Genomic DNA, 18111 nt, shown 5'->3' with positions numbered 1-18111 from the left:
CAGGCAATCCTCGATTATGCCGGGAGATCAAAGACAAAAAGGTGCAGTCGTAAAAACCGGTCTTGATCCGGTCGGCTCTGTCAGAATAACGTGAATGTAAATTTCATATTTTGGAATTGTTCCAAACTAAGAAAAGCACTATATAGCTCTCGACCCGTCCTTTGCGGCCTCGATTCCAGGAGATCGGCATGCGCCTGACCAAGCAGACCAACTATGCAGTGCGCATGCTCATGTATTGTGCCGCCAACGAAGGCTACTTGAGCCGCATCCCGGAAATTGCCAAGGCCTATGGTGTTTCCGAGCTGTTTTTGTTCAAGATTCTGCAGCCGTTGACCAAGGCGGGGCTGGTGGAAACCGTGCGTGGCCGCAATGGCGGCGTGCGCTTGGGCAAGCCGGCCGCCAATATCAGCCTGTTCGACGTGGTCCGGGTGACCGAGGATAGTTTCGCCATGGCGGAATGCTTCGAAGAAGGCGTGGTCGAATGCCCGCTGGTCGATAGCTGCGGCCTTAATTCGGCGCTGCGCAAGGCGCTAAACGCCTTCTTTGACGTGCTGACGGAATATTCCATCGACGACCTGGTCAAGGCCCGCCCGCAGATCAACTTCCTGCTTGGCCTGGATGAGCTGGATCACAGGGGCATCGCCAAGAAAATGCCGATCACGGCACCGGCCGCCTGATCGCCTGTTTCGAATTGTCCATGTCTTCCACCCGCGGTTGCCCCAGGCTGCCGCGGTTTTTGTTTGCGCTGCCGTGTAAAGAGGCAGGAAGCTGTCAACGTTCCGTAAGAAGAACACGTCAAATTGTTCCTGATTCGCCAAATCAGCGCAAAAAAATGCTAGATTATTACCAATTCAGCGGGATTTTTATCCTAAAATTTCCAAACTCCATAATTTGGAAAAATTTTAGGCGGCGCTTGTTGCTTTCAAACTTAAAATAAAGTTCCATCGGCGCCGATCCGGATCGGAACCTTTGAGGCTCCACGGCTTCAAAAGAATAACAAACCTGGGAAACGCTATCATGAAAAAGATTTCTGTCCTTCTGGCAGTGACAGCCTTGGCTTCGGTCATGGCGACGTCCGCCTGGTCGAAAACGTTTGTCTATTGCTCGGAAAGCTCGCCGGAAGGTTTCGATCCGGGAATTTACACCGGCGGCAACACGTTCGATGCCTCCTCGCGTACGGTCTATAGCCGTCTCGTCGAATTCAAGCATGGCAGCACCGAAGTTGAGCCTGGCCTTGCCGAAAGCTGGACCGTTTCCCCCGACGGCAAGGAATACACCTTCAAGCTCCGCAAGGGCGTGAAGTTCCAGGTGACCGACTTCTTCACCCCGACGCGCGAGCTCAATGCCGACGACGTCATCTTCTCCTTCGAGCGCCAGCTCAAGGAAGACAGCCCCTGGGCCAAGTATGTTGCCGGCGGTTCCTACGAATACGCAGAGGGCATGGGCTTCCCGAAGCTGATCAAGTCGGTCGAGAAGGTTGACGATCTCACCGTCAAGTTCGTGCTGAACCGCCCGGAAGCACCGTTCATCGCCGACCTCGCGATGGATTTCAGCTCGATCCTGTCGAAGGAATATGCCGACAAGCTCCAGGCCGACGGCAAGATGGCACAGATGAACCAGCAGCCGCTGGGCACCGGTCCGTTCACCTTCGTTGCCTACCAGCCCGATGCCGTCATCCGCTACAAGGCGAACGACACCTACTACAAGGGCAAGGAAAAGATCGACGATCTCGTTTTCGCGATCACGCCTGACGCGTCGGTGCGCGCGCAGAAGCTGAAGTCCGGCGAATGCAATCTCATGCCCTATCCGAACGCCGCCGACATCAAGGATCTCAAGGCTGACAAGAACCTCAAGGTTCTCGAGCAGGCTGGCCTGAACGTATCCTACCTTGCCTACAACACGCTGGTCGCGCCTTTCGACAAGGTCGATGTGCGCAAGGCCATCAACATGGCCGTCAACAAACAGGCGATCGTCGACGCCGTCTTCCAGGGCTCCGGTACGGTTGCAACCAACCCGATCCCGCCGACCATGTGGTCCTACAACAAGGACGTCAAGGACGACGCCTACAACCCCGACGAAGCCAAGAAGCTGCTTGAAAAGGCTGGCGTCAAGGATCTGAGCTTCAAGATCTGGGCTATGCCGGTATCGCGTCCGTACATGCTCAACGCGCGCCGCGCCGCCGAGCTGATGCAGGCGGACCTTGCCAAGATCGGCGTCAAGGTCGAGATCGTCACCTATGACTGGGCTCAGTACCTGAAGCTTTCCTCCGCCAAGGACCGCGACGGCGCGGCCATCCTCGGCTGGACCGGCGACAACGGCGACCCGGACAACTTCCTTGATACGCTGCTCGGCTGCGACGCCGTCGGCGGCAACAACCGCGCCCAGTGGTGCAACAAGGAATTCGACGATCTGGTGAAGAAGGCCAAGCAGACGGCCGACGTCAAGGAGCGCACCAAGCTCTATGAAGAGGCTCAAGTCGTCTTCAAGCGCGAAGCTCCGTGGATGACCATCGACCATTCGGAAGAATTCATCCCGATGACGAAGAATGTCTCCGGCTACGTTCAGGATCCGGTCGGCGTTCATCGCTTCGACGGCGTCGATATCGCCGAATAACGAAAAATCTGTGAGAATGCCCGGCTAAGACCGGGCGATCCGGCGGTCAGGCACTCTGTCTGACCGCCGGAAAAATTTGGACACCTGTCATGTTGCGATTTCTTTTCAGCCGTCTTGCGGTACTGATCCCGACATTCCTCGGCGTATCGATCGTCGCCTTCTCTTTCATCCGCCTGCTTCCGGGCGATCCTGTCATGCTGCTGTCGGGCGAACGCGTGATGTCGCCGGAACGCCATGCCCAGATCACCCACGATCTCGGCTACGACCGCCCGATGATCGTCCAGTACGGCAGTTACATCTGGAAGGCGTTCCACGGCGATCTCGGCACCTCGATCACCACCAAGCGTGATGTGCTGACCGACTTCTTCACCTTTTTCCCGGCAACGCTGGAACTGTCGATCTGCGCCATGATCCTGGCGATCTGTCTTGGCATCCCGGCCGGTGTTTTCGCCGCTGTCAAGCGCGGCACGTGGTTCGACCAGAGCGTCATGGGCGTGGCCCTCATCGGCTATTCCATGCCGATCTTCTGGTGGGGCCTGCTGCTGATCATCGTCTTCAACGGTTATCTGCACTGGACGCCGGTTTCTGGCCGCATCGGCCTCATCTATTTCTTCAAGCCGATCACCGGCTTCATGCTGATCGACAGCCTGCTGTCCGGCCAGAAGGGCGCTTTCTGGTCAGCACTCAACTCGCTGATCCTGCCGACCGTCGTGCTCGGCACCATTCCGCTTGCCGTCATCGCGCGACAGACGCGCTCGGCGATGCTCGAGGTGCTGGGCGAAGATTATGTCCGCACCGCCCGCTCGAAGGGTCTCTCGCCGCTGCGCGTCGTCTCCGTGCATGCGCTGCGCAACGCCATGATCCCGGTCGTCACCACCATCGGCCTGCAGGTCGGCGTGCTGCTCGGCGGCGCCATCCTGACGGAAAGCATCTTTTCCTGGCCGGGCATCGGCAAGTGGATGATCGATGCCGTCTTCAAGCGCGATTATCCCGTGGTGCAGGGCGGCCTGCTGTTGATCGCGGGCATCGTCATGCTCGTCAATCTTGCCGTCGACCTGCTCTACGGCTTCATCAATCCACGTATTCGTCACTAGGAGCGGCCCATGAGCACGGTCAGTGTCAAGTCCGACCGCCCCTCCGCTCTTGCGGAGTTCTGGTATTATTTCTCGCGAAACAAGGGCGCCGTCATCGGGCTGGCGATCTTTCTCTTCGTCCTGTTCCTGGCGATCTTCGCCGGCATCGTCGCCCCGCATGATCCGGACGCCGCCTATGGCAGCGCCATGCAGCGCCTGCCGCCGTTCTGGTCGGAAGGCAGCAACAGCAGCTTTCTTCTCGGCACCGATGCCAATGGCCGCGACCTTCTCTCGCGTCTGATCTACGGCACGCGGTTCTCGCTGTTCATCGGCCTCGTGGTCGCCTCGCTTTCGGCGCTTGCCGGCATCCTGATCGGCCTCGTCGCCGGTTATGTCCGCGGCCGCACCGATACGATCATCATGCGCGTCATGGATATCATCCTCGCCATCCCCTCGCTGCTGCTTGCCCTCGTGCTGGTGGCGATCCTGGGGCCGGGCCTGACCAACGCGATGATCGCGATCTCGATCGTCAACCAGCCACATTTCGTCCGCCTGACGCGCGCTTCGGTCATGGCCGAGCGTGACAAGGAATATGTCATCGCCTCGCGCGTTTCCGGCGCCGGCCCGCTGCGTCTGATGTTCAAGACCATTCTACCGAACTGTCTTGGGCCGCTGATCGTGCAGGCAACACTTGCCTTCTCCTCCGCGATCCTCGATGCCGCCGCTCTCGGCTTTCTCGGCCAGGGCGCGCAGCCGCCCACGCCGGAATGGGGCACGATGCTGGCGGATTCGCGCGAATTCTTCCAGAGCAACCCCTGGCTGGTCACTTTTCCCGGTCTCTGCATCCTGATCACGGTTCTTGCCATCAATCTGATGGGCGACGGCCTGCGCGATGCCTTCGACCCGAAGCTGAAGAGGTCGTAATGGCGCTTCTCGATATTCAAAATCTCACCGTCGAATTCCAGACCGCGTCCGGCTTGTTCCGGGCGGTGGACGGTGTATCGCTCACCTGCGACAAGGGGGAAATCCTCTCGATCGTCGGCGAATCCGGCTCCGGCAAGTCCGTATCCATGCTTGCCCTGATGGGGCTTCTGCCCTGGACAGCGAAGATCACCGCCGACCGCATGATGTTCGACGGCAAGGATCTGCGCGGCATCTCCTCGCGGCAGCGCCGCAAGATCGTCGGTAAGGACATGGCGATGATCTTCCAGGAGCCGATGTCCAGCCTCAATCCGTGCTTCACCGTCGGCTTCCAGCTCGGCGAGACCCTGCGCATTCACATGGGCCTCGATCGCAAGGCCCGCCGCGAGCGTTCGATCGAGCTTCTGAACCTCGTCGGCATCCCGGCGCCGGAAGATCGCCTGTCGAACTTCCCGCACCAGATGTCGGGCGGCATGAGCCAGCGCGTCATGATCGCCATGGCGCTTGCCTGCAATCCGAAGCTCCTGATCGCCGACGAGCCGACCACAGCACTCGACGTGACCATCCAGGCACAGATCCTCGATCTGCTCGTGCGCCTGCAGCAGGAGCAGGGCATGGCGTTGGTGCTGATCACCCATGACATGGGCGTGGTGGCCGAGACCGCCGAGCGCGTGCAGGTGCAATATGCCGGCCAGAAGGTCGAGGAGCAGCCGGTCAAGGCGCTGTTCCGCGATCCGCATCACCCCTATACGGCGGCACTTCTCTCGGCCCTGCCGGAACGCGCCATCGTCGGCCAGCGCCTGCCATCGATCGCCGGCGTCGTGCCCGGCCAGCATGATCGCCCCACGGGCTGTCTTTTCGCCCCCCGCTGTTCGTTCGCGACGCCCGAATGCGACCGCGGCGTCAAGCGCCAGGGCATCGAACTCGGTGTAACGCTCTGCAACTATCCGCTGGAACACGGCAAGCCGCTCGGTCATCCCGGCCTTGTCGCCACGCAAACAGCAGGAGGTGCCGCATGACCGGCGCTGTTCTCGAAGGGCGCGATCTCGCCCGCTTTTACACCGTCAAGCGCGGCAGCTTCAAACCGGAGGCGACCGTCAAGGCGCTGAACGGCGTCAGCTTCAGCCTGCAGTCGGGCCGTACATTGGCTGTCGTCGGCGAATCCGGTTGCGGCAAGTCGACGCTTGCCCGTCTGGTGACGATGATCGAACACCCGACGTCAGGCGAATTGCTGATCGACGGCAAGCCGGCGAAGATTGGTGACCGCAGCCTGCGCAGCGCCGTGCAGATCGTCTTCCAGAATCCTTATGGCTCGCTCAACCCGCGCCAGAAGGTCGGCTCCATCCTCGAGGAGCCGCTGAAGATCAACACCGATGACGATGCCGCCACCCGCCGCGGCAAGGCCGAGGCCATGATGGCGCGTGTTGGCCTGCGTCCGGAACATTATGATCGCTATCCGCATATGTTTTCCGGCGGCCAGCGTCAGCGCATCGCCATTGCTCGCGCCCTGATGCTGCGGCCGAAGGTGCTGGTGCTGGACGAGCCGGTGTCGGCGCTCGACCTGTCAATCCAGGCGCAGGTACTGAACCTTTTGATGGACCTGCAGAAGGAGATGGGCCTTGCCTATCTCTTCATCTCGCACGGTCTTTCGGTAGTACGTCACATCGCCGATGACGTCATGGTGATGTATCTCGGCCGCCCGGTGGAAACCGGCACGGCGGAAGAAGTCTTCACCCGTCCGCGCCATCCCTACACGGCAGCCCTTTTGTCGGCGACGCCGATCGCCGATCCCGATCGCGAGAAGAACCGTATCCGTCTGCAGGGCGAGCTGCCGTCGCCGCTCAACCCGCCGACCGGCTGTCATTTCAATCCGCGCTGCTGGCGCGCGCAGGATAAATGCCGTCAGGTGATGCCGGAACTGACGGGCGAGGGGACACACAAGTTTTCTTGCTTCTTCCCGCTGGATTGATCCAAGTTGCGAATCAGGCAGGGCTCGCCGGTCCTGCCTGATTTCATGGTCATTCGTTCAGGGCGGATTCAATGCACGACACACAAAGCACCTCTCTCGCCATTATCGTCATGGGCGTCAGCGGCAGCGGCAAATCCTCGATCGGCGAAAAGGCGGCTGCTCGGCTCGGCCTGCGCTATGTCGAGGGGGACGCGTTGCATCCCGCTGCCAATGTCGAGAAGATGAGCAAGGGCATTCCCTTGACGGATGAGGACCGCTGGCCCTGGCTCGACGTGATCGGTCAGGAGATTGCCGCGAGCCTCGCCAAAGGGGAGGGCATCGCCGTTTCCTGCTCTGCGCTGAAGCTCGTCTATCGCGAGCGGCTACGGGCTGCCGCCGGCGGGCATCTCTATTTCATTTATCTCGATGGCTCGAAGGAATTGCTGACCAAGCGGATGGGCGAACGCAAGGGCCACTTCATGCCGTCGTCGCTGCTGGAAAGCCAGCTCCGCACGTTGGAAGTGCCGACCGGCGAGCCCGGCGTCGTCACGGTTGATATCGACGACACAATCGACGGCATTGTCGAGGCCGCGCTCAAGGGCCTCGCCGCGATCCGCTGAGCTCCCTCGATATCAGGGCGCGAAGCGGTCCGGCGCATAGGCCGAGATATCGATGAAGGGCGCTTCGCCGGTGATCAGTTCGGCGAGAACGCGCCCGGTCACCGGTCCAAGTGTCAGGCCGTGATGGGCATGACCGAAGGCGAACCACAGGCCGTTGTGGCGCGGTGCCTTGCCGATGATCGGCATCATGTCCGGCGTGCAGGGGCGGGCGCCCATCCAGGGTTCGGCATCGAGCCGCTCGCCGAGCGGAAAGACGGTGCGGGCAACGGCTTCGGCGCGGTCGAGCTGCACCGGCGTCTTCGGCGCATCGCGTCGCGCGAATTCGGCCCCGGTCGTCAGCCGGATGCCCCGGCTCATCGGCGCCATCAGGTAACCACGCTCTGCATCCAGTATCCAATTGTTGAGGACGGCGTTGCCCTCGGCAGCGTAATGCATGTGGTAGCCGCGCTTGACGCCGAGCGGGAAGGCGTAGCCGAAACGCTTCGTCACCTGATCCGCCCACGGACCGAGCGCGACGACGACATCCTCGGCTTCGATCGACCCCTCCGCCGTCACCATCTTCCAGCTTGAGCCGGACAGGCCGAGCGAGACGGCGTCGCCGGTCGTGACGCGGCCGCCGATGCTTTCGAAATATTTGCGATAGGCGGCGGTCAAGCCATGCGGGTCGAGCACAGACCACGGATCGCGCCAGCGCAGGGCACCTGAGAAACTGTCCTTGAGATGCGGCTCCGATGTTGCCACGTCCGCGCCGGTCAGAGCGTCGGAGGCGATACCGAATTCACGATTGAGACGTTCGGCCTCGGCGAATTCCGCATCGCGTTTCTCGTTCGAGCGATAAAGCTCTATCCAGCCGTCTTTGCGGATCAGTTCCTCGGCGTGCGAGGCCTCGATCAGATCGTTATGCTCGCTGATCGACTGCGCGATGAGCGGCGCATAGGCGCGCGAGATCATCTCATGCCGCTTGGTATTGGAGTTCCACCAGTAGCGGGCAAGGAAGGCGATCTGGCTTGGGAGCGCCTTGAGGTGATAATGCGCGTCGATACGGTTGTTGAAGGCATAGCGCAGCAGCAGGCCGAATTGCTGCGGAAAACCATAAGGGACGACGCCCTCGCGCTGGATCAGGCCGGCATTGCCGAAGGAGGTTCCCTGACCGGGCGGCTTGCGGTCGACGAGGGTGACCTGGCGCCCGCGCCGCTGGAGGTGGATGGCTGTCGATACGCCGACAATGCCCGCGCCGAGCACGATTGCGTCTTTTGTCATGATCCCCTGCTACCCGCATGCTTGTTTTTCTACGCCCGATCCCGAAAGACGTTTGCTCCTTCCGAGATCATCCTTCAAGCATCGAAAATGCCTGCCAAAATGCTGCGGTGCAAATGAAAAATACGATCACGCCATGGTCTGTTCCAGGGCCGCATTCTCGGCGCGAATGCGTATCGTCAGGATGGCGGCGTTGAGCAGCGAAAAGACGATCGCATGAAGCGGCAGGCCGAAGGCAAGCGGCAATGCGGCGATCTCGCCGACCACGACCGCATAGTTCGGATGGCTGAGAAAGCGGTAAGGCCCACTCGTTACCAGAGGTGCTCCCGAAAGCACGATGATCCGCGTCGTCCAGCGACCCTTCAGCGTTGCCAGCACCCAGACGCGCAGACCTTGCAGCGCCATGAAGATGACAAGCCAGACCGGGACGATCGGCCGGCCGGTGGCGAGAAGCCACAGGCTGACGAGCCAGGCGGCATGCATTGCCACCATATAGGGGTAATGCCCCGGTGCGATCTCCCGGCCGCCCTGTGCGAGAAGGACAGCGGTGTTGCGCTGGGCATGGATCAGCTCGGCAAGCCGCTGCAGGGTGACAAAGGTCAGAAGTGATATGGACGGCCAGAGCATCAGGCGACCCTCTTCAGCGTGATGCAGCTTGCCGTAAAGCCCGGACCCATGGCGATCATGGCCGAGCGGCCTGGCAGGCCGGCGTGGATGGCACGCTCCAGCACGAAGAGCACCGTCGGTGACGACATGTTACCGTAGTCGCTGATCACCTCGCGCTCTATATCGAGCGAGCCGGGTTCGAGGCTGAAGGCCGTCTCCAGCGCTTGCAGCACCTTGGTGCCGCCGGGATGGCAGATGAAGCGGTCGATATCCGGGATCGTCAGGCCGGCGCGCTCCAGAATACCGGCGACGGCAGGCTTGATATTTGCCTCGGCAAAGGGCGGCAGCGATTGTTCCAGGATGATGCCGAAGCCGGTGTCGTCGATCTTCCAGCCCATGATGCCGAGCGTATCGGGGAAGAGATGTTCTCCCGTCGATTCGATCTCCGCGAGACCCTCCTTGCCGGTCCGCAGGACGCAGGCCGCCGCGCCGTCGCCGAACAACGCCGTGGCGATGATGTTCGGTCGCGTCAACTCGTCCAGCCGGAAGGCGAGGGAGCAGAGTTCGATGGAGACGAAGAGCACGACGGCGCCCGGGCGGCTCTTGGCCATACGCGAGGCGATGGCAAGGCCGGAGACGCCGGCCGCGCAACCCAGCCCGAAGACCGGCACGCGCTCGATATCTGAACGGAAGCCCATTTCGCGGGCGAGCCGCGCCTCAAGGCTTGGCGTCGCAAAGCCGGTCGAGGAGACGGTGACAATGCAGTCCACGTCCTCGGCCTTGAGGCGAGCGCGTTCTAGCGCCTTGGTCGTGGTCTGTTTGAAGAGCTGGCTTGCGACCTCGGCATAAGCTTCCATGCGGTGCTGCCAGCCATGCGGCTGTTCGAACCAGGAGAGCGGACGGGCGGCATGGCGTTTGCGGATGCCAGCGCTTTCGAACACGCGGGCAAGATGCTTGAAGTCGCGGAACCTGTCGGAAAACAGGCGACCTGCGGTCGCGGCGGCTTCTGATTGGTGGATGATATTGTCTGGTGTGGCGACGGCCAGACTGACAAGCTTGACGGTATCGGTCACTCGGTTCTCCTTGGCGACCCTCGGCGGGGACGCAGGAGGAAACACGCCATCGTCAGCACTTATTCGGAGCCCGTCGGTCACGAAGGAGTGATGGCCCGGAGGCAAATCCGGGTGAGAGAAAAATATCTGATGGCTTCGAATAAAATGAACGGATGGCGTGTTCTCCCATCGCAACGTTCATTTTGCCAAGGAGCAATTCCATGACCACCACCGCTTTCCGCCTGGCTTCGGCCGCTCTCGGTGCCTGCCTTACCCTCAGTGCTTTCGCTGTCCCGGTCTTCGCCGCCGGCGACGATTCAAGCACGACGCCGACCTGCAAGAAGGGCGAGATCTATGACCAGAAGACCAAGAAATGCGTGAAGCAGCAGGGCGCCAACATCACCGACGAAAACCGCGCCGACTATGCCTATTCGCTGGCCAAGAAGGATCATCGCTATGAAGAGGCGTTGGCCGTTCTCGACACCTTGCAGAATCCGGATACGGCGGAAGCGCTGAACTATCGTGGCTATGTCACACGCAAGCTTGGCCGCACGGATGAAGGTATCTCCTACTATAAGAAGTCCGTCGCCATGGACCCGAAATACACGCTGGTTCGCGAATATCTCGGCGAAGCCTATGTCATCAAGGGTCAGATAGACCTTGCCAAAGACCAGCTGAGCACCATCAAGGCGCTCTGCGGCAATACGACCTGCGAAGAATATCAGGATCTGAACAGCGCCATCCAGAATCCGTCGAGCCTCTGATGTCAGGGTCGGACTTGAGATGACCGGCATAGGCAGTGAGCATTGAGAGGAATATCCGGGTGTCAGTCGCTCATTCCACGATTTCTGCTTATAGTCGGACACGATCGGAGCCGTCGGCAAGGCCGGCGGCTCCCAAGGTCAAGAACCTCGCGGAGGGTGCCATAGCGAGCGAAGAGGATATCAGGGCGGGACTGTCGCAGCATCTGACTCGGCTCTGGCGCTATGCCGTCGTGCTGTCGCACCAGCGCGACGTGGCGGATGATTTGGTGCAGGCAACCTGCGTCAGGGCGCTGGAGCGCGCGCATCAGTTCATCGCCGGCACGCGGCTCGACCGCTGGCTGTTTTCGATCCTGCACTCGATATGGCTGAACGAGATCCGCTCTCGCCGGGTCCGCATGGGGCAGGGCTTCGTCGATGCCGACGAGGCGCTGGTCTTTGACGGTGCGCGCGAGACAGAGACGCATATTTTGGCGGGCCAGGTGCTGAAGCAGGTGCAGGCGCTGCCGGAAGCGCAGCGCACCGCCGTTTTCCTCGCCTATGTCGAAGGACTGTCCTATCGCGAGGTGGCGGAGGTTCTGGATGTGCCGATCGGAACGGTGATGAGCCGGCTGGCGGCGGCGCGGGCGAAGCTCGCGGATGGCATGGGGGCGACGGATGGGGCTCAGCTCGGAGTTGGGCGACTGGGGAACGGACATGAGTGAACAGGACAACAAAAACATGCCCTCGGACGAACAGCTCACCGCCTTCATCGACGGCGAACTGGAGGCTGCCGAGCATGACAGGATCGAAAGACTGATCGAAAGCGACGCCAAGGTGGCGGAACGCTTCGATCTCCTGTCGCGCAGCGATCTGCCCTTCCACGAGGCATTCGAGCCGCTGCTTGCCGCAGCCCCGCGTGCCAAGCTGGATGCGATGCTTGCCGCAATCCCTTCTTCTATGGAGCAGAAGAAAGCCGCGTCCGGCGTCAGTCGCCGTGGCTTCATGGGCGCAATTGCCGCCTGCCTTGTCGCCGGCATCGCCATCGACCGCGCCGTGATCGGCATCAGTCATCGCCTTGCCAAGCCGGACGAGGGCAGCGAATGGCGCGCCGTCGTTGCGGAATATCTTTCCCTCTATACGCCGGATACGCTGAGCGGACCGGCTGGCGATCGGACTGAGCAGGTTGCGCAATTGAACGAAGTCGGCTCGAAGGTGGGTCTCGCCCTGACGCCAGAAGCCGTTACGATCCCGGGTATCGATTTCAAGCGCGCCATCTTGCTGAACTACGATAGCAAACCCTTGGCGCAAATCGCCTATCTCGATCCCGAGAGCGGCCCGATGGCGCTTTGCATCACCCCCTCGACGACCGGCGTGTCCGCTCCGGATATGGAAAACCGACGCGGCATGAATGTCGTCTACTGGTCGGACGCCGCACACGCCTTCATGCTGATCGGCCATTTGCCGATCGACCGGATGAAGGCACTGGCGGACGACGTCCGAGGCAGGCTGACGGCTTGAGATCGCCCCTCGTCCTTTTGTCGCGAGGAGGGATTGCGCCCGGCTAAAATCGCGCTTTTCAAAAAGAATTTGGCGAAAACTGTTCCTGCTGATATCCTCTGCCCAACGAAAATCAAATGAGCGCCTGCTGCATGCCTGTCGGCCTTGCGCGGCGCGGTGGAAAAGATACGTGAGTGACCCCGACAGCGGCAGAGCGCCGCAGGCAGACGGGGCGTCGGTAGCAGAGCGCAGGAAGGGTAAATCCTCCCGGCGCGCGAAGCGTAAGCGTGGCGGTAATGCCCGTCCGAACGCTTTGTCTGCGGAGGCCAACCAGACCGGCAAGTCCGGCCCGGTGGCAACACGCCCAGCAGATCAGGACGCCGGTTTTCCGGCCAAGAAGCGCAAGCGCAGACGCCGTTCTCGTGGCGGGGCGCAGGATGGCGCGCAGCATTCCTCCCAGACACAGCAGCCACAGGCCTCCGCTGCGCCGGACCAGCGCGCCGCCGGCGAGCATGGCCATGCCTCGTCGAACAAGAGTGGCAAGAACAGGCGCAAGCACCGCAGCAAGCGCGGCCTGCAGGGCCGGCCGCTGGCGCACGAGAAGACGGCGCAGCTCGTCGCTCCCGCCGCCGTCATTGCCGCTGAGCGCCCCCCTGCCCACAACGATCATCGGCATCCACCGCAGCAGCGGCGCGAAGGCTCAGCGCCGCATCAGCAAGCCGATACCGATTCCCGCCCTATGGATCTCTATGCGGCGCTCGATCTTGGCACCAACAATTGCCGCCTGTTGATTGCGCAGCCGACGCGTCCCGGTCAATTCCGCGTCGTCGATGCCTTTTCCCGCATCGTTCGCCTTGGCGAGGGGCTCGGTGCCAGCGGCCGGCTGTCGGGTGACGCCATGGACAGGGCGGTCGAGGCCCTGCGCATCTGCGCCGCCAAGCTGAAGACCCGTGAGATCCGCCGCATGCGGCTGATCGCGACCGAAGCCTGCCGCGCGGCGGAAAACGGTGAGGTCTTCCTCGCCCGCGTCATCGAAGAAACCGGACTGCAGCTCGAAATCATCGATCGCGAGACCGAGGCGCGGCTTGCCGTCTCCGGTTGCTCGTCGCTGGTGGGTCCCGAGGCGCGCTCCGTCGTGCTCTTCGATATCGGCGGCGGCTCCTCGGAAATCGCCATTATCCGGATCGGTGAAAACCGCTCCAGCCGGCTTGCCAACCATATCACCCATTGGACCTCGCTGCCCGTCGGCGTGGTCACGCTCTCGGAACGTCATGGCGGCCGCGATGTCACGCCGGAATTGTTCGAGGCCATGGTGCGCGAAGTCGAGGGCATGCTCGAACGCTTCGATTGCCCGCCGGTGCACGGCGCGACACGCGACAGCGCCGATTTCCATCTGATCGGCACGTCGGGCACGGTGACGACGCTCGCCGGCGTCCATCTCGACCTACCGCGCTACGACCGCCGCCGGGTCGATGGCGTCTGGCTGTCGGACGACGAAGTGACCGCAATGCAGGCCAAGCTGCTCTCCTGGGATTTTGCCGGCCGCGCCGCCAATCCCTGCATCGGACCGGATCGCGCCGATCTCGTATTGGCGGGCTGCGCCATTCTCGAGGCGATCCGCCGCCGCTGGCCGAGCCCGCGCATGCGCGTCGCCGATCGTGGCCTGCGCGAAGGATTGCTCACCGATATGATGGCGGATGACGGCGTTTGGCGGCGTGGCCGCTCCCGCCGCGGCCATCGACCGAGGGATACAAAGGGACCGCAGGCATGACCAAGCCAACCATCGCCGGTAATCGCACGGGCCGTAAGCTCGGTCAGCGCGTCAAGAAAAAGAAGCTGAAGGCCTCCTCGCGGGAGTGGCTGCATCGGCACATCAACGATCCCTATGTGCAGCGCGCCCAGCTTGAAGGCTATCGCGCCCGTGCCGCCTTCAAGCTGCTGGAGATCGACGAGAAGCACCAGATTCTGAAGGGCGCGCGCCGCATCATCGATCTGGGTGCTGCGCCGGGAAGCTGGTCGCAGATCGCCGCCAAGGTGACCGGGTCGACGGAAGACGATATTCGCGTCGCGGCCATCGATTTTCTGGAAATGGCGCATCTGCCTGGTGTCACCATCCTGCAGCTCGACTTCCTCGACCCCGACGCGCCGCAGCGGCTGGTCGATGCCGTCGGCGGTGAGCCGGACCTGGTAATGTCGGATATGGCTGCGCCGACGACGGGCCATCACCGCACCGATCATTTGCGCACCATGCATCTCTGCGAGGTCGCGGCGCATTTCGCAATCGAGGTTCTGGCCGAAGGCGGGCATTTCCTCGCCAAGACCTTCCAGGGGGGCACGGAGCGCGACCTCCTGAACCTGCTGAAGCAGAATTTTCGCCAGGTCGTTCATGTGAAGCCGGGCGCATCCAGGGCAGAATCGGTCGAAATGTTCCTGCTGGCAAAAGGCTTTAAGGGACGTAATGTCGAGCACGGCACAATAAGCGCTTGATTTAGCAGTCGCTTTTGGCCGATGATGCAGTCCCCTCGATACTGAAGGCGGCGCATCATCACCATGCTTCTTTACGTTACGCTCGGTTCCAACGATATTCCACGCGCGGGCATATTTTATGACGCGGTTCTGCCTATCCTCGGCTACCGGCGTCAACGCGAATCGGATGAGGAAATCGGCTATGCCGCCGATGGCGACGTCCGTTGCAGGTTCTGGGTGGTGATCCCCTACGATCACCACGCCGCGACGATCGGCAACGGCTCGATGGTCGCTCTGCATGCGGAAAGCCGCGCCGATGTCGATGCTTTTCACGCGGCCGCCCTTGCTCATGGTGGCACCGATGAGGGCAAGCCTGGCCTGCGGTCGTTCCACGCCAATTTCTATGCGGCTTACGTGCGCGATCCCGACGGCAACAAGCTCAGCGCCGTCTGCGAGAAGCCTGAATAGGCTTCAGCTTTCCCCTGCCATCTAGAAGAAACTACTTCACCACGGATTGCGGTTCCGTCGCTGCCGCGCGCTTCAGGCCGGCTTTGTGGCCGGAGACGGTAGCGCCGGCATTGCGGTCCATGCGGATGAAGGGAATGGTGGCAAGCACGGTCAGGATTGAGATGCAGAAGAAGGCGATGTGGAAGTCGCGCACCTGCAGCTCCGTGCCGCTGAAGAAGGTCGAGGTTTCGAGGATCATGGCGGCGACCGCAACGCCGAGCGCCAGGCTGATCTGCTGCATGACCGAACTCATCGATGTCGCCTGGCTTGCCTGCTTGTCGCTGATATCGGCAAAGGCGAGCGCGTTGATACCGGTGAAGAAGAACGAGCGTGAGAAACCGCCGACCAGCAGCACGCCGATGATGATGAGATGCGATGTCGTGGGCTCGAACAGCCCGGTGCAGATCGTTGTCACCGTCGTGATGGCGGCGGCCGACAAAAGCGCCGTCTTGAAGCCGACAGCGGTAAAGACGCGGCGCGCGATAAACTTGGTCGAGATCGCGCCGATGGCGCCGGCAAAGGTGATTAGGCCTGACTGGAACGGATTGAGGCCGAAGCCGAGCTGCAGCATCAGCGGCGTCAGGAACGGCATGGCGCCGATGCAGATGCGAAACAGCGTGCCGCCGGTGACGGAGGCGCGGAAAGTGGCGTTCTTCAACAGTGTCAGGTTTAGGATCGGCGCCGGATGGCGGCGAGCATGGCCGATATAGAGGAAACCGCAAACGAAGCCGATGGTGACGGCCGAAATGCCGATCGCCGGCGGCAGCGCCGGCAGGCTGATGACCGACATGCCGAAGACGACACCGGCTGCCGCGAAGGATGTCAGCAGGAAGCCGATGAAATCGAGCTTCGGCGGCCTCGTTGCCTCGACCTCCGGCAGGAAGATCGACGACAGGATAATGCCGAGAATGCCGACGGGGACGTTGATCAGGAAGATCCAGTGCCAGGATGCGTAAGTGGTGATGAAGCCGCCGAGCGGCGGGCCGGCGAGCGGGCCGACAAGGGCTGGAATGGACAACAGTGCCATCGCGGAAACCAGATCGCTCTTCTGCGTCGTTCGCACCAGCACCAGACGCCCGACCGGCGTCATCATCGAACCGCCGACGCCCTGCAGGAAGCGTGCGGCAACGAATTCCAGCAGGCCGCCCGAAAAAGCGCACATGATGGAACCGATGACGAAGACGCAGATGGCAACGCGAAAAATGTTCTTCGCGCCGAAGCGATCCGCCATCCAGCCGCTGATCGGGATGAACACCGCCAGCGACACCATGTAGGAGGTCAGCGCCAGCTTCAGCGTGATGGGCCCGACATGGAGATCATTGGCGATCGCCGGCAGCGCGGTTGCGATCACCGTGGAATCCATCTGTTCCATGAACAGCGCAACGGCAAGGATCAGGGGAACGATGCGATTCATAGGCGGATGCCTTGGTGGCTCGTGTCTTCGGGAAAGGGTTCGCCTAGGGCGAACAACCGCTCTGTAGTCCTATGCGCCGCCTCTGCCAATCTCCGAATCTACCCTGTGGCCTACTGGGGATCACGTCTTCGTGATGCCCGGTATGGCCCGGTATAGGCTACCAGATTTGACATATGCTAAGCGCATGTAAATGCTAAGCGCATAAAACGTCATTCGGTCTATTAGCGGATTTGGCTCTGCATGTCATGGCCAAATTACCGGTCGTGAAAGATCGTGTTCCAGCCTGGTACGGCCGATGACGATGACAGGCGCGGCTTACGTTGCCACCATTGGAGAGAATGAGATCATGAGTGTTGTTCTGCCGCCCGAAACCCATCGGTTCAAGCAGGGATCCTGCACTGTCACCGTCGTCAAGGATGGCGCAAACGTCATGGACAACCCCTGGGAAACCTTCGGTTCGAACCAGACGCCGGATGCGGTGCGCAAGCTGCTGGCGCAGCACTTCCTGCCGACCGAGAAATTCGTCAACAGCTATGCGCCTGCCATCATCGACACCGGCTCCGACGTCATCGTTGTTGACACCGGCTTTGGTGCCGCCGGCCGTGCCCGCGGCTTGGGTCGTTTTCGCGAAGGTCTGAAGGCGGTCGGCTATACGCCGGAACAGGTGACTGTCGTTGCCCTGACGCATCTGCATGGCGACCATATCAGCGGAATGATGGAGGAGGGGGCCCCGGCTTTCCCGAATGCCCGCTATGTCACCGGCGAGATCGAATATGGGTTCTGGACCGACAAGGCCCGTGAGGGAACGCCGGCCGAAGGCGGCCACAAGGCGGTGCTTGCCAATGTCGTGCCCTTTGCCGAGAAGATGACCTTCCTCAAGGATGGCGACCAGATCGTCAGCGGCATGACCGCGATGCTTGCTCCGGGCCACACGCCCGGCCATCTCGTTTTCCACCTCGAATCGGATGGCAAGCAGCTGGTCATGACCGGCGATACGGCCAATCACTATATCCTGTCGCTCGGGCGCCCGGATTGGGAAGTGCGTTTCGATGCCGACAAGGCGCAGGCCGCCAAGACCCGCCGCCGCGTCTTCGACATGATCGCCACGGATCGCATTCCTTTTATGGGCTTCCACATGCCGTTCCCGGCGGTCGGCTTTGTCGAGAAGCAACCGGACGGTTTCCGCTATGTGCCGAAGACCTATCAGTTCGATCTGTGAGGCCAGCGTGACGTTGGAATGATGGGAAACTTGTTCTGAGACCGGCTATGCATTTGCGCCCGGGCTGGCCTGCGGCCATCCGGCGCATTTTACTATTCCCTTCCTGTCATAGACGTGTTACCAGCCCTCGCCAACTTCCAAGCAACACTTGCAAGATCGCCCGGTAGACGATTCG

Annotated in this window: 18 protein-coding genes; 14 read left to right on the top strand and 4 right to left on the bottom strand. The window is 61.5% G+C overall.

Features of this window, described 5'->3' with window-relative positions:
* Positions 1-188: 188 nt before the first annotated feature.
* The 7 genes from rirA (at position 189) to AB6803_RS21295 (ending at position 7175) form a co-directional block, all read left to right on the top strand.
* Entirely contained in the window at positions 189-677 is a 489-nt protein-coding gene (rirA, locus tag AB6803_RS21325) for an iron-responsive transcriptional regulator RirA (RefSeq protein WP_371110759.1), read from the top strand.
* A gap of 340 nt (positions 678-1017) precedes the next feature.
* Entirely contained in the window at positions 1018-2613 is a 1596-nt protein-coding gene (locus tag AB6803_RS21320; protein ID WP_371110758.1) for an ABC transporter substrate-binding protein, read from the top strand.
* Positions 2614-2702: 89 nt separating this feature from the next.
* The gene (locus AB6803_RS21315; protein ID WP_371110757.1) at positions 2703-3707 is read left to right on the top strand and encodes an ABC transporter permease subunit; all 1005 of its coding nucleotides are present in this window, start codon (positions 2703-2705) and stop codon (positions 3705-3707) included.
* Positions 3708-3716: 9 nt separating this feature from the next.
* A complete protein-coding gene (locus AB6803_RS21310) occupies positions 3717-4610 on the top strand; it encodes an ABC transporter permease subunit (protein WP_113137151.1) in 894 nt (297 codons plus the stop codon).
* On the top strand, positions 4610-5626 hold the full coding sequence (locus tag AB6803_RS21305) for an ABC transporter ATP-binding protein (RefSeq protein ID WP_183691481.1): 1017 nt from the start codon (positions 4610-4612) through the stop codon (positions 5624-5626). Before AB6803_RS21310 ends, AB6803_RS21305 begins: the two co-directional genes overlap by 1 nt.
* Positions 5623-6576, top strand: coding sequence for a peptide ABC transporter ATP-binding protein (locus AB6803_RS21300; protein WP_371110756.1), 954 nt, complete (start codon positions 5623-5625; stop codon positions 6574-6576). Before AB6803_RS21305 ends, AB6803_RS21300 begins: the two co-directional genes overlap by 4 nt.
* A gap of 71 nt (positions 6577-6647) precedes the next feature.
* Positions 6648-7175 carry a gluconokinase gene (locus AB6803_RS21295; protein ID WP_371110755.1) on the top strand — a complete coding sequence of 176 codons (528 nt, stop codon included), beginning with the start codon at positions 6648-6650 and terminating at the stop codon, positions 7173-7175.
* Positions 7176-7187: 12 nt separating this feature from the next.
* Here the strand turns inward: AB6803_RS21295 and AB6803_RS21290 are convergent, their stop codons facing one another.
* The 3 genes from AB6803_RS21290 to AB6803_RS21280 all read right to left on the bottom strand — a co-directional run bounded on the left by AB6803_RS21290 (position 7188) and on the right by AB6803_RS21280 (position 10111).
* Positions 7188-8435: an NAD(P)/FAD-dependent oxidoreductase gene (locus tag AB6803_RS21290; RefSeq protein WP_371110754.1), complete on the bottom strand. Its 1248-nt coding sequence runs from the start codon at positions 8433-8435 to the stop codon at positions 7188-7190.
* A gap of 126 nt (positions 8436-8561) precedes the next feature.
* Complete coding sequence (locus AB6803_RS21285) at positions 8562-9059, bottom strand: isoprenylcysteine carboxyl methyltransferase family protein (RefSeq protein ID WP_371110753.1); 498 nt, start codon at positions 9057-9059, stop codon at positions 8562-8564.
* Positions 9059-10111 carry a type III polyketide synthase gene (locus AB6803_RS21280; RefSeq protein ID WP_371110752.1) on the bottom strand — a complete coding sequence of 351 codons (1053 nt, stop codon included), beginning with the start codon at positions 10109-10111 and terminating at the stop codon, positions 9059-9061. Before AB6803_RS21280 ends, AB6803_RS21285 begins: the two co-directional genes overlap by 1 nt.
* A gap of 200 nt (positions 10112-10311) precedes the next feature.
* Between AB6803_RS21280 and AB6803_RS21275 the strand changes: the two genes are divergently transcribed.
* The 6 genes from AB6803_RS21275 to AB6803_RS21250 all read left to right on the top strand — a co-directional run bounded on the left by AB6803_RS21275 (position 10312) and on the right by AB6803_RS21250 (position 15264).
* Entirely contained in the window at positions 10312-10854 is a 543-nt protein-coding gene (locus AB6803_RS21275; RefSeq protein ID WP_371110751.1) for a tetratricopeptide repeat protein, read from the top strand.
* 59 nt (positions 10855-10913) lie between these two features.
* The gene (locus AB6803_RS21270) at positions 10914-11555 is read left to right on the top strand and encodes an RNA polymerase sigma factor (protein ID WP_371110750.1); all 642 of its coding nucleotides are present in this window, start codon (positions 10914-10916) and stop codon (positions 11553-11555) included.
* A 16-nt stretch (positions 11556-11571) separates the two neighbouring features.
* Positions 11572-12351: an anti-sigma factor gene (locus AB6803_RS21265; protein ID WP_371110849.1), complete on the top strand. Its 780-nt coding sequence runs from the start codon at positions 11572-11574 to the stop codon at positions 12349-12351.
* Positions 12352-12520: 169 nt separating this feature from the next.
* On the top strand, positions 12521-14101 hold the full coding sequence (locus AB6803_RS21260; protein WP_371110749.1) for a Ppx/GppA phosphatase family protein: 1581 nt from the start codon (positions 12521-12523) through the stop codon (positions 14099-14101).
* On the top strand, positions 14098-14817 hold the full coding sequence (locus AB6803_RS21255) for an RlmE family RNA methyltransferase (protein WP_007699969.1): 720 nt from the start codon (positions 14098-14100) through the stop codon (positions 14815-14817). Before AB6803_RS21260 ends, AB6803_RS21255 begins: the two co-directional genes overlap by 4 nt.
* 63 nt (positions 14818-14880) lie before the next feature.
* Positions 14881-15264 carry a VOC family protein gene (locus tag AB6803_RS21250; protein WP_371110748.1) on the top strand — a complete coding sequence of 128 codons (384 nt, stop codon included), beginning with the start codon at positions 14881-14883 and terminating at the stop codon, positions 15262-15264.
* 31 nt (positions 15265-15295) lie between these two features.
* On the opposite strand, the gene AB6803_RS21245 is transcribed toward AB6803_RS21250, so the two are convergent.
* Positions 15296-16717 (bottom strand): MFS transporter, encoded by a 1422-nt coding sequence (locus AB6803_RS21245; protein WP_371110747.1) that lies wholly within the window; start codon positions 16715-16717, stop codon positions 15296-15298.
* 346 nt (positions 16718-17063) lie between these two features.
* Here AB6803_RS21245 and AB6803_RS21240 point away from each other — a divergent pair, with 346 nt between their 5' ends.
* On the top strand, positions 17064-17936 hold the full coding sequence (locus tag AB6803_RS21240) for an MBL fold metallo-hydrolase (RefSeq protein WP_371110746.1): 873 nt from the start codon (positions 17064-17066) through the stop codon (positions 17934-17936).
* Positions 17937-18111 lie beyond the last annotated feature (175 nt).

This window comes from Rhizobium sp. RCC_161_2 (genome assembly GCF_041355235.1).
Classification (GTDB): domain Bacteria; phylum Pseudomonadota; class Alphaproteobacteria; order Rhizobiales; family Rhizobiaceae; genus Rhizobium.
Note: the sequence above shows the minus strand (reverse complement) of the source record. Positions and strands in the feature narration are given on the sequence as shown.

Bases quoted from the DNA above. Each gene is read 5' to 3' on its own strand.
- AB6803_RS21245 (WP_371110747.1), bottom strand. From the start codon at position 16,717: ATGAATCGCATCGTTCCCCTGATCCTTGCCGTTGCGCTGTTCATGGAA.
- AB6803_RS21265 (WP_371110849.1), top strand. From the start codon at position 11,572: ATGCCCTCGGACGAACAGCTCACCGCCTTCATCGACGGCGAACTGGAG.
- AB6803_RS21290 (WP_371110754.1), bottom strand. From the start codon at position 8,435: ATGACAAAAGACGCAATCGTGCTCGGCGCGGGCATTGTCGGCGTATCG.
- AB6803_RS21255 (WP_007699969.1), top strand. From the start codon at position 14,098: ATGACCAAGCCAACCATCGCCGGTAATCGCACGGGCCGTAAGCTCGGT.
- AB6803_RS21305 (WP_183691481.1), top strand. From the start codon at position 4,610: ATGGCGCTTCTCGATATTCAAAATCTCACCGTCGAATTCCAGACCGCG.
- AB6803_RS21300 (WP_371110756.1), top strand. From the start codon at position 5,623: ATGACCGGCGCTGTTCTCGAAGGGCGCGATCTCGCCCGCTTTTACACC.
- AB6803_RS21310 (WP_113137151.1), top strand. From the start codon at position 3,717: ATGAGCACGGTCAGTGTCAAGTCCGACCGCCCCTCCGCTCTTGCGGAG.
- AB6803_RS21320 (WP_371110758.1), top strand. From the start codon at position 1,018: ATGAAAAAGATTTCTGTCCTTCTGGCAGTGACAGCCTTGGCTTCGGTC.
- AB6803_RS21250 (WP_371110748.1), top strand. From the start codon at position 14,881: ATGCTTCTTTACGTTACGCTCGGTTCCAACGATATTCCACGCGCGGGC.
- AB6803_RS21240 (WP_371110746.1), top strand. From the start codon at position 17,064: ATGAGTGTTGTTCTGCCGCCCGAAACCCATCGGTTCAAGCAGGGATCC.
- AB6803_RS21275 (WP_371110751.1), top strand. From the start codon at position 10,312: ATGACCACCACCGCTTTCCGCCTGGCTTCGGCCGCTCTCGGTGCCTGC.
- AB6803_RS21285 (WP_371110753.1), bottom strand. From the start codon at position 9,059: ATGCTCTGGCCGTCCATATCACTTCTGACCTTTGTCACCCTGCAGCGG.
- rirA (WP_371110759.1), top strand. From the start codon at position 189: ATGCGCCTGACCAAGCAGACCAACTATGCAGTGCGCATGCTCATGTAT.
- AB6803_RS21295 (WP_371110755.1), top strand. From the start codon at position 6,648: ATGCACGACACACAAAGCACCTCTCTCGCCATTATCGTCATGGGCGTC.
- AB6803_RS21315 (WP_371110757.1), top strand. From the start codon at position 2,703: ATGTTGCGATTTCTTTTCAGCCGTCTTGCGGTACTGATCCCGACATTC.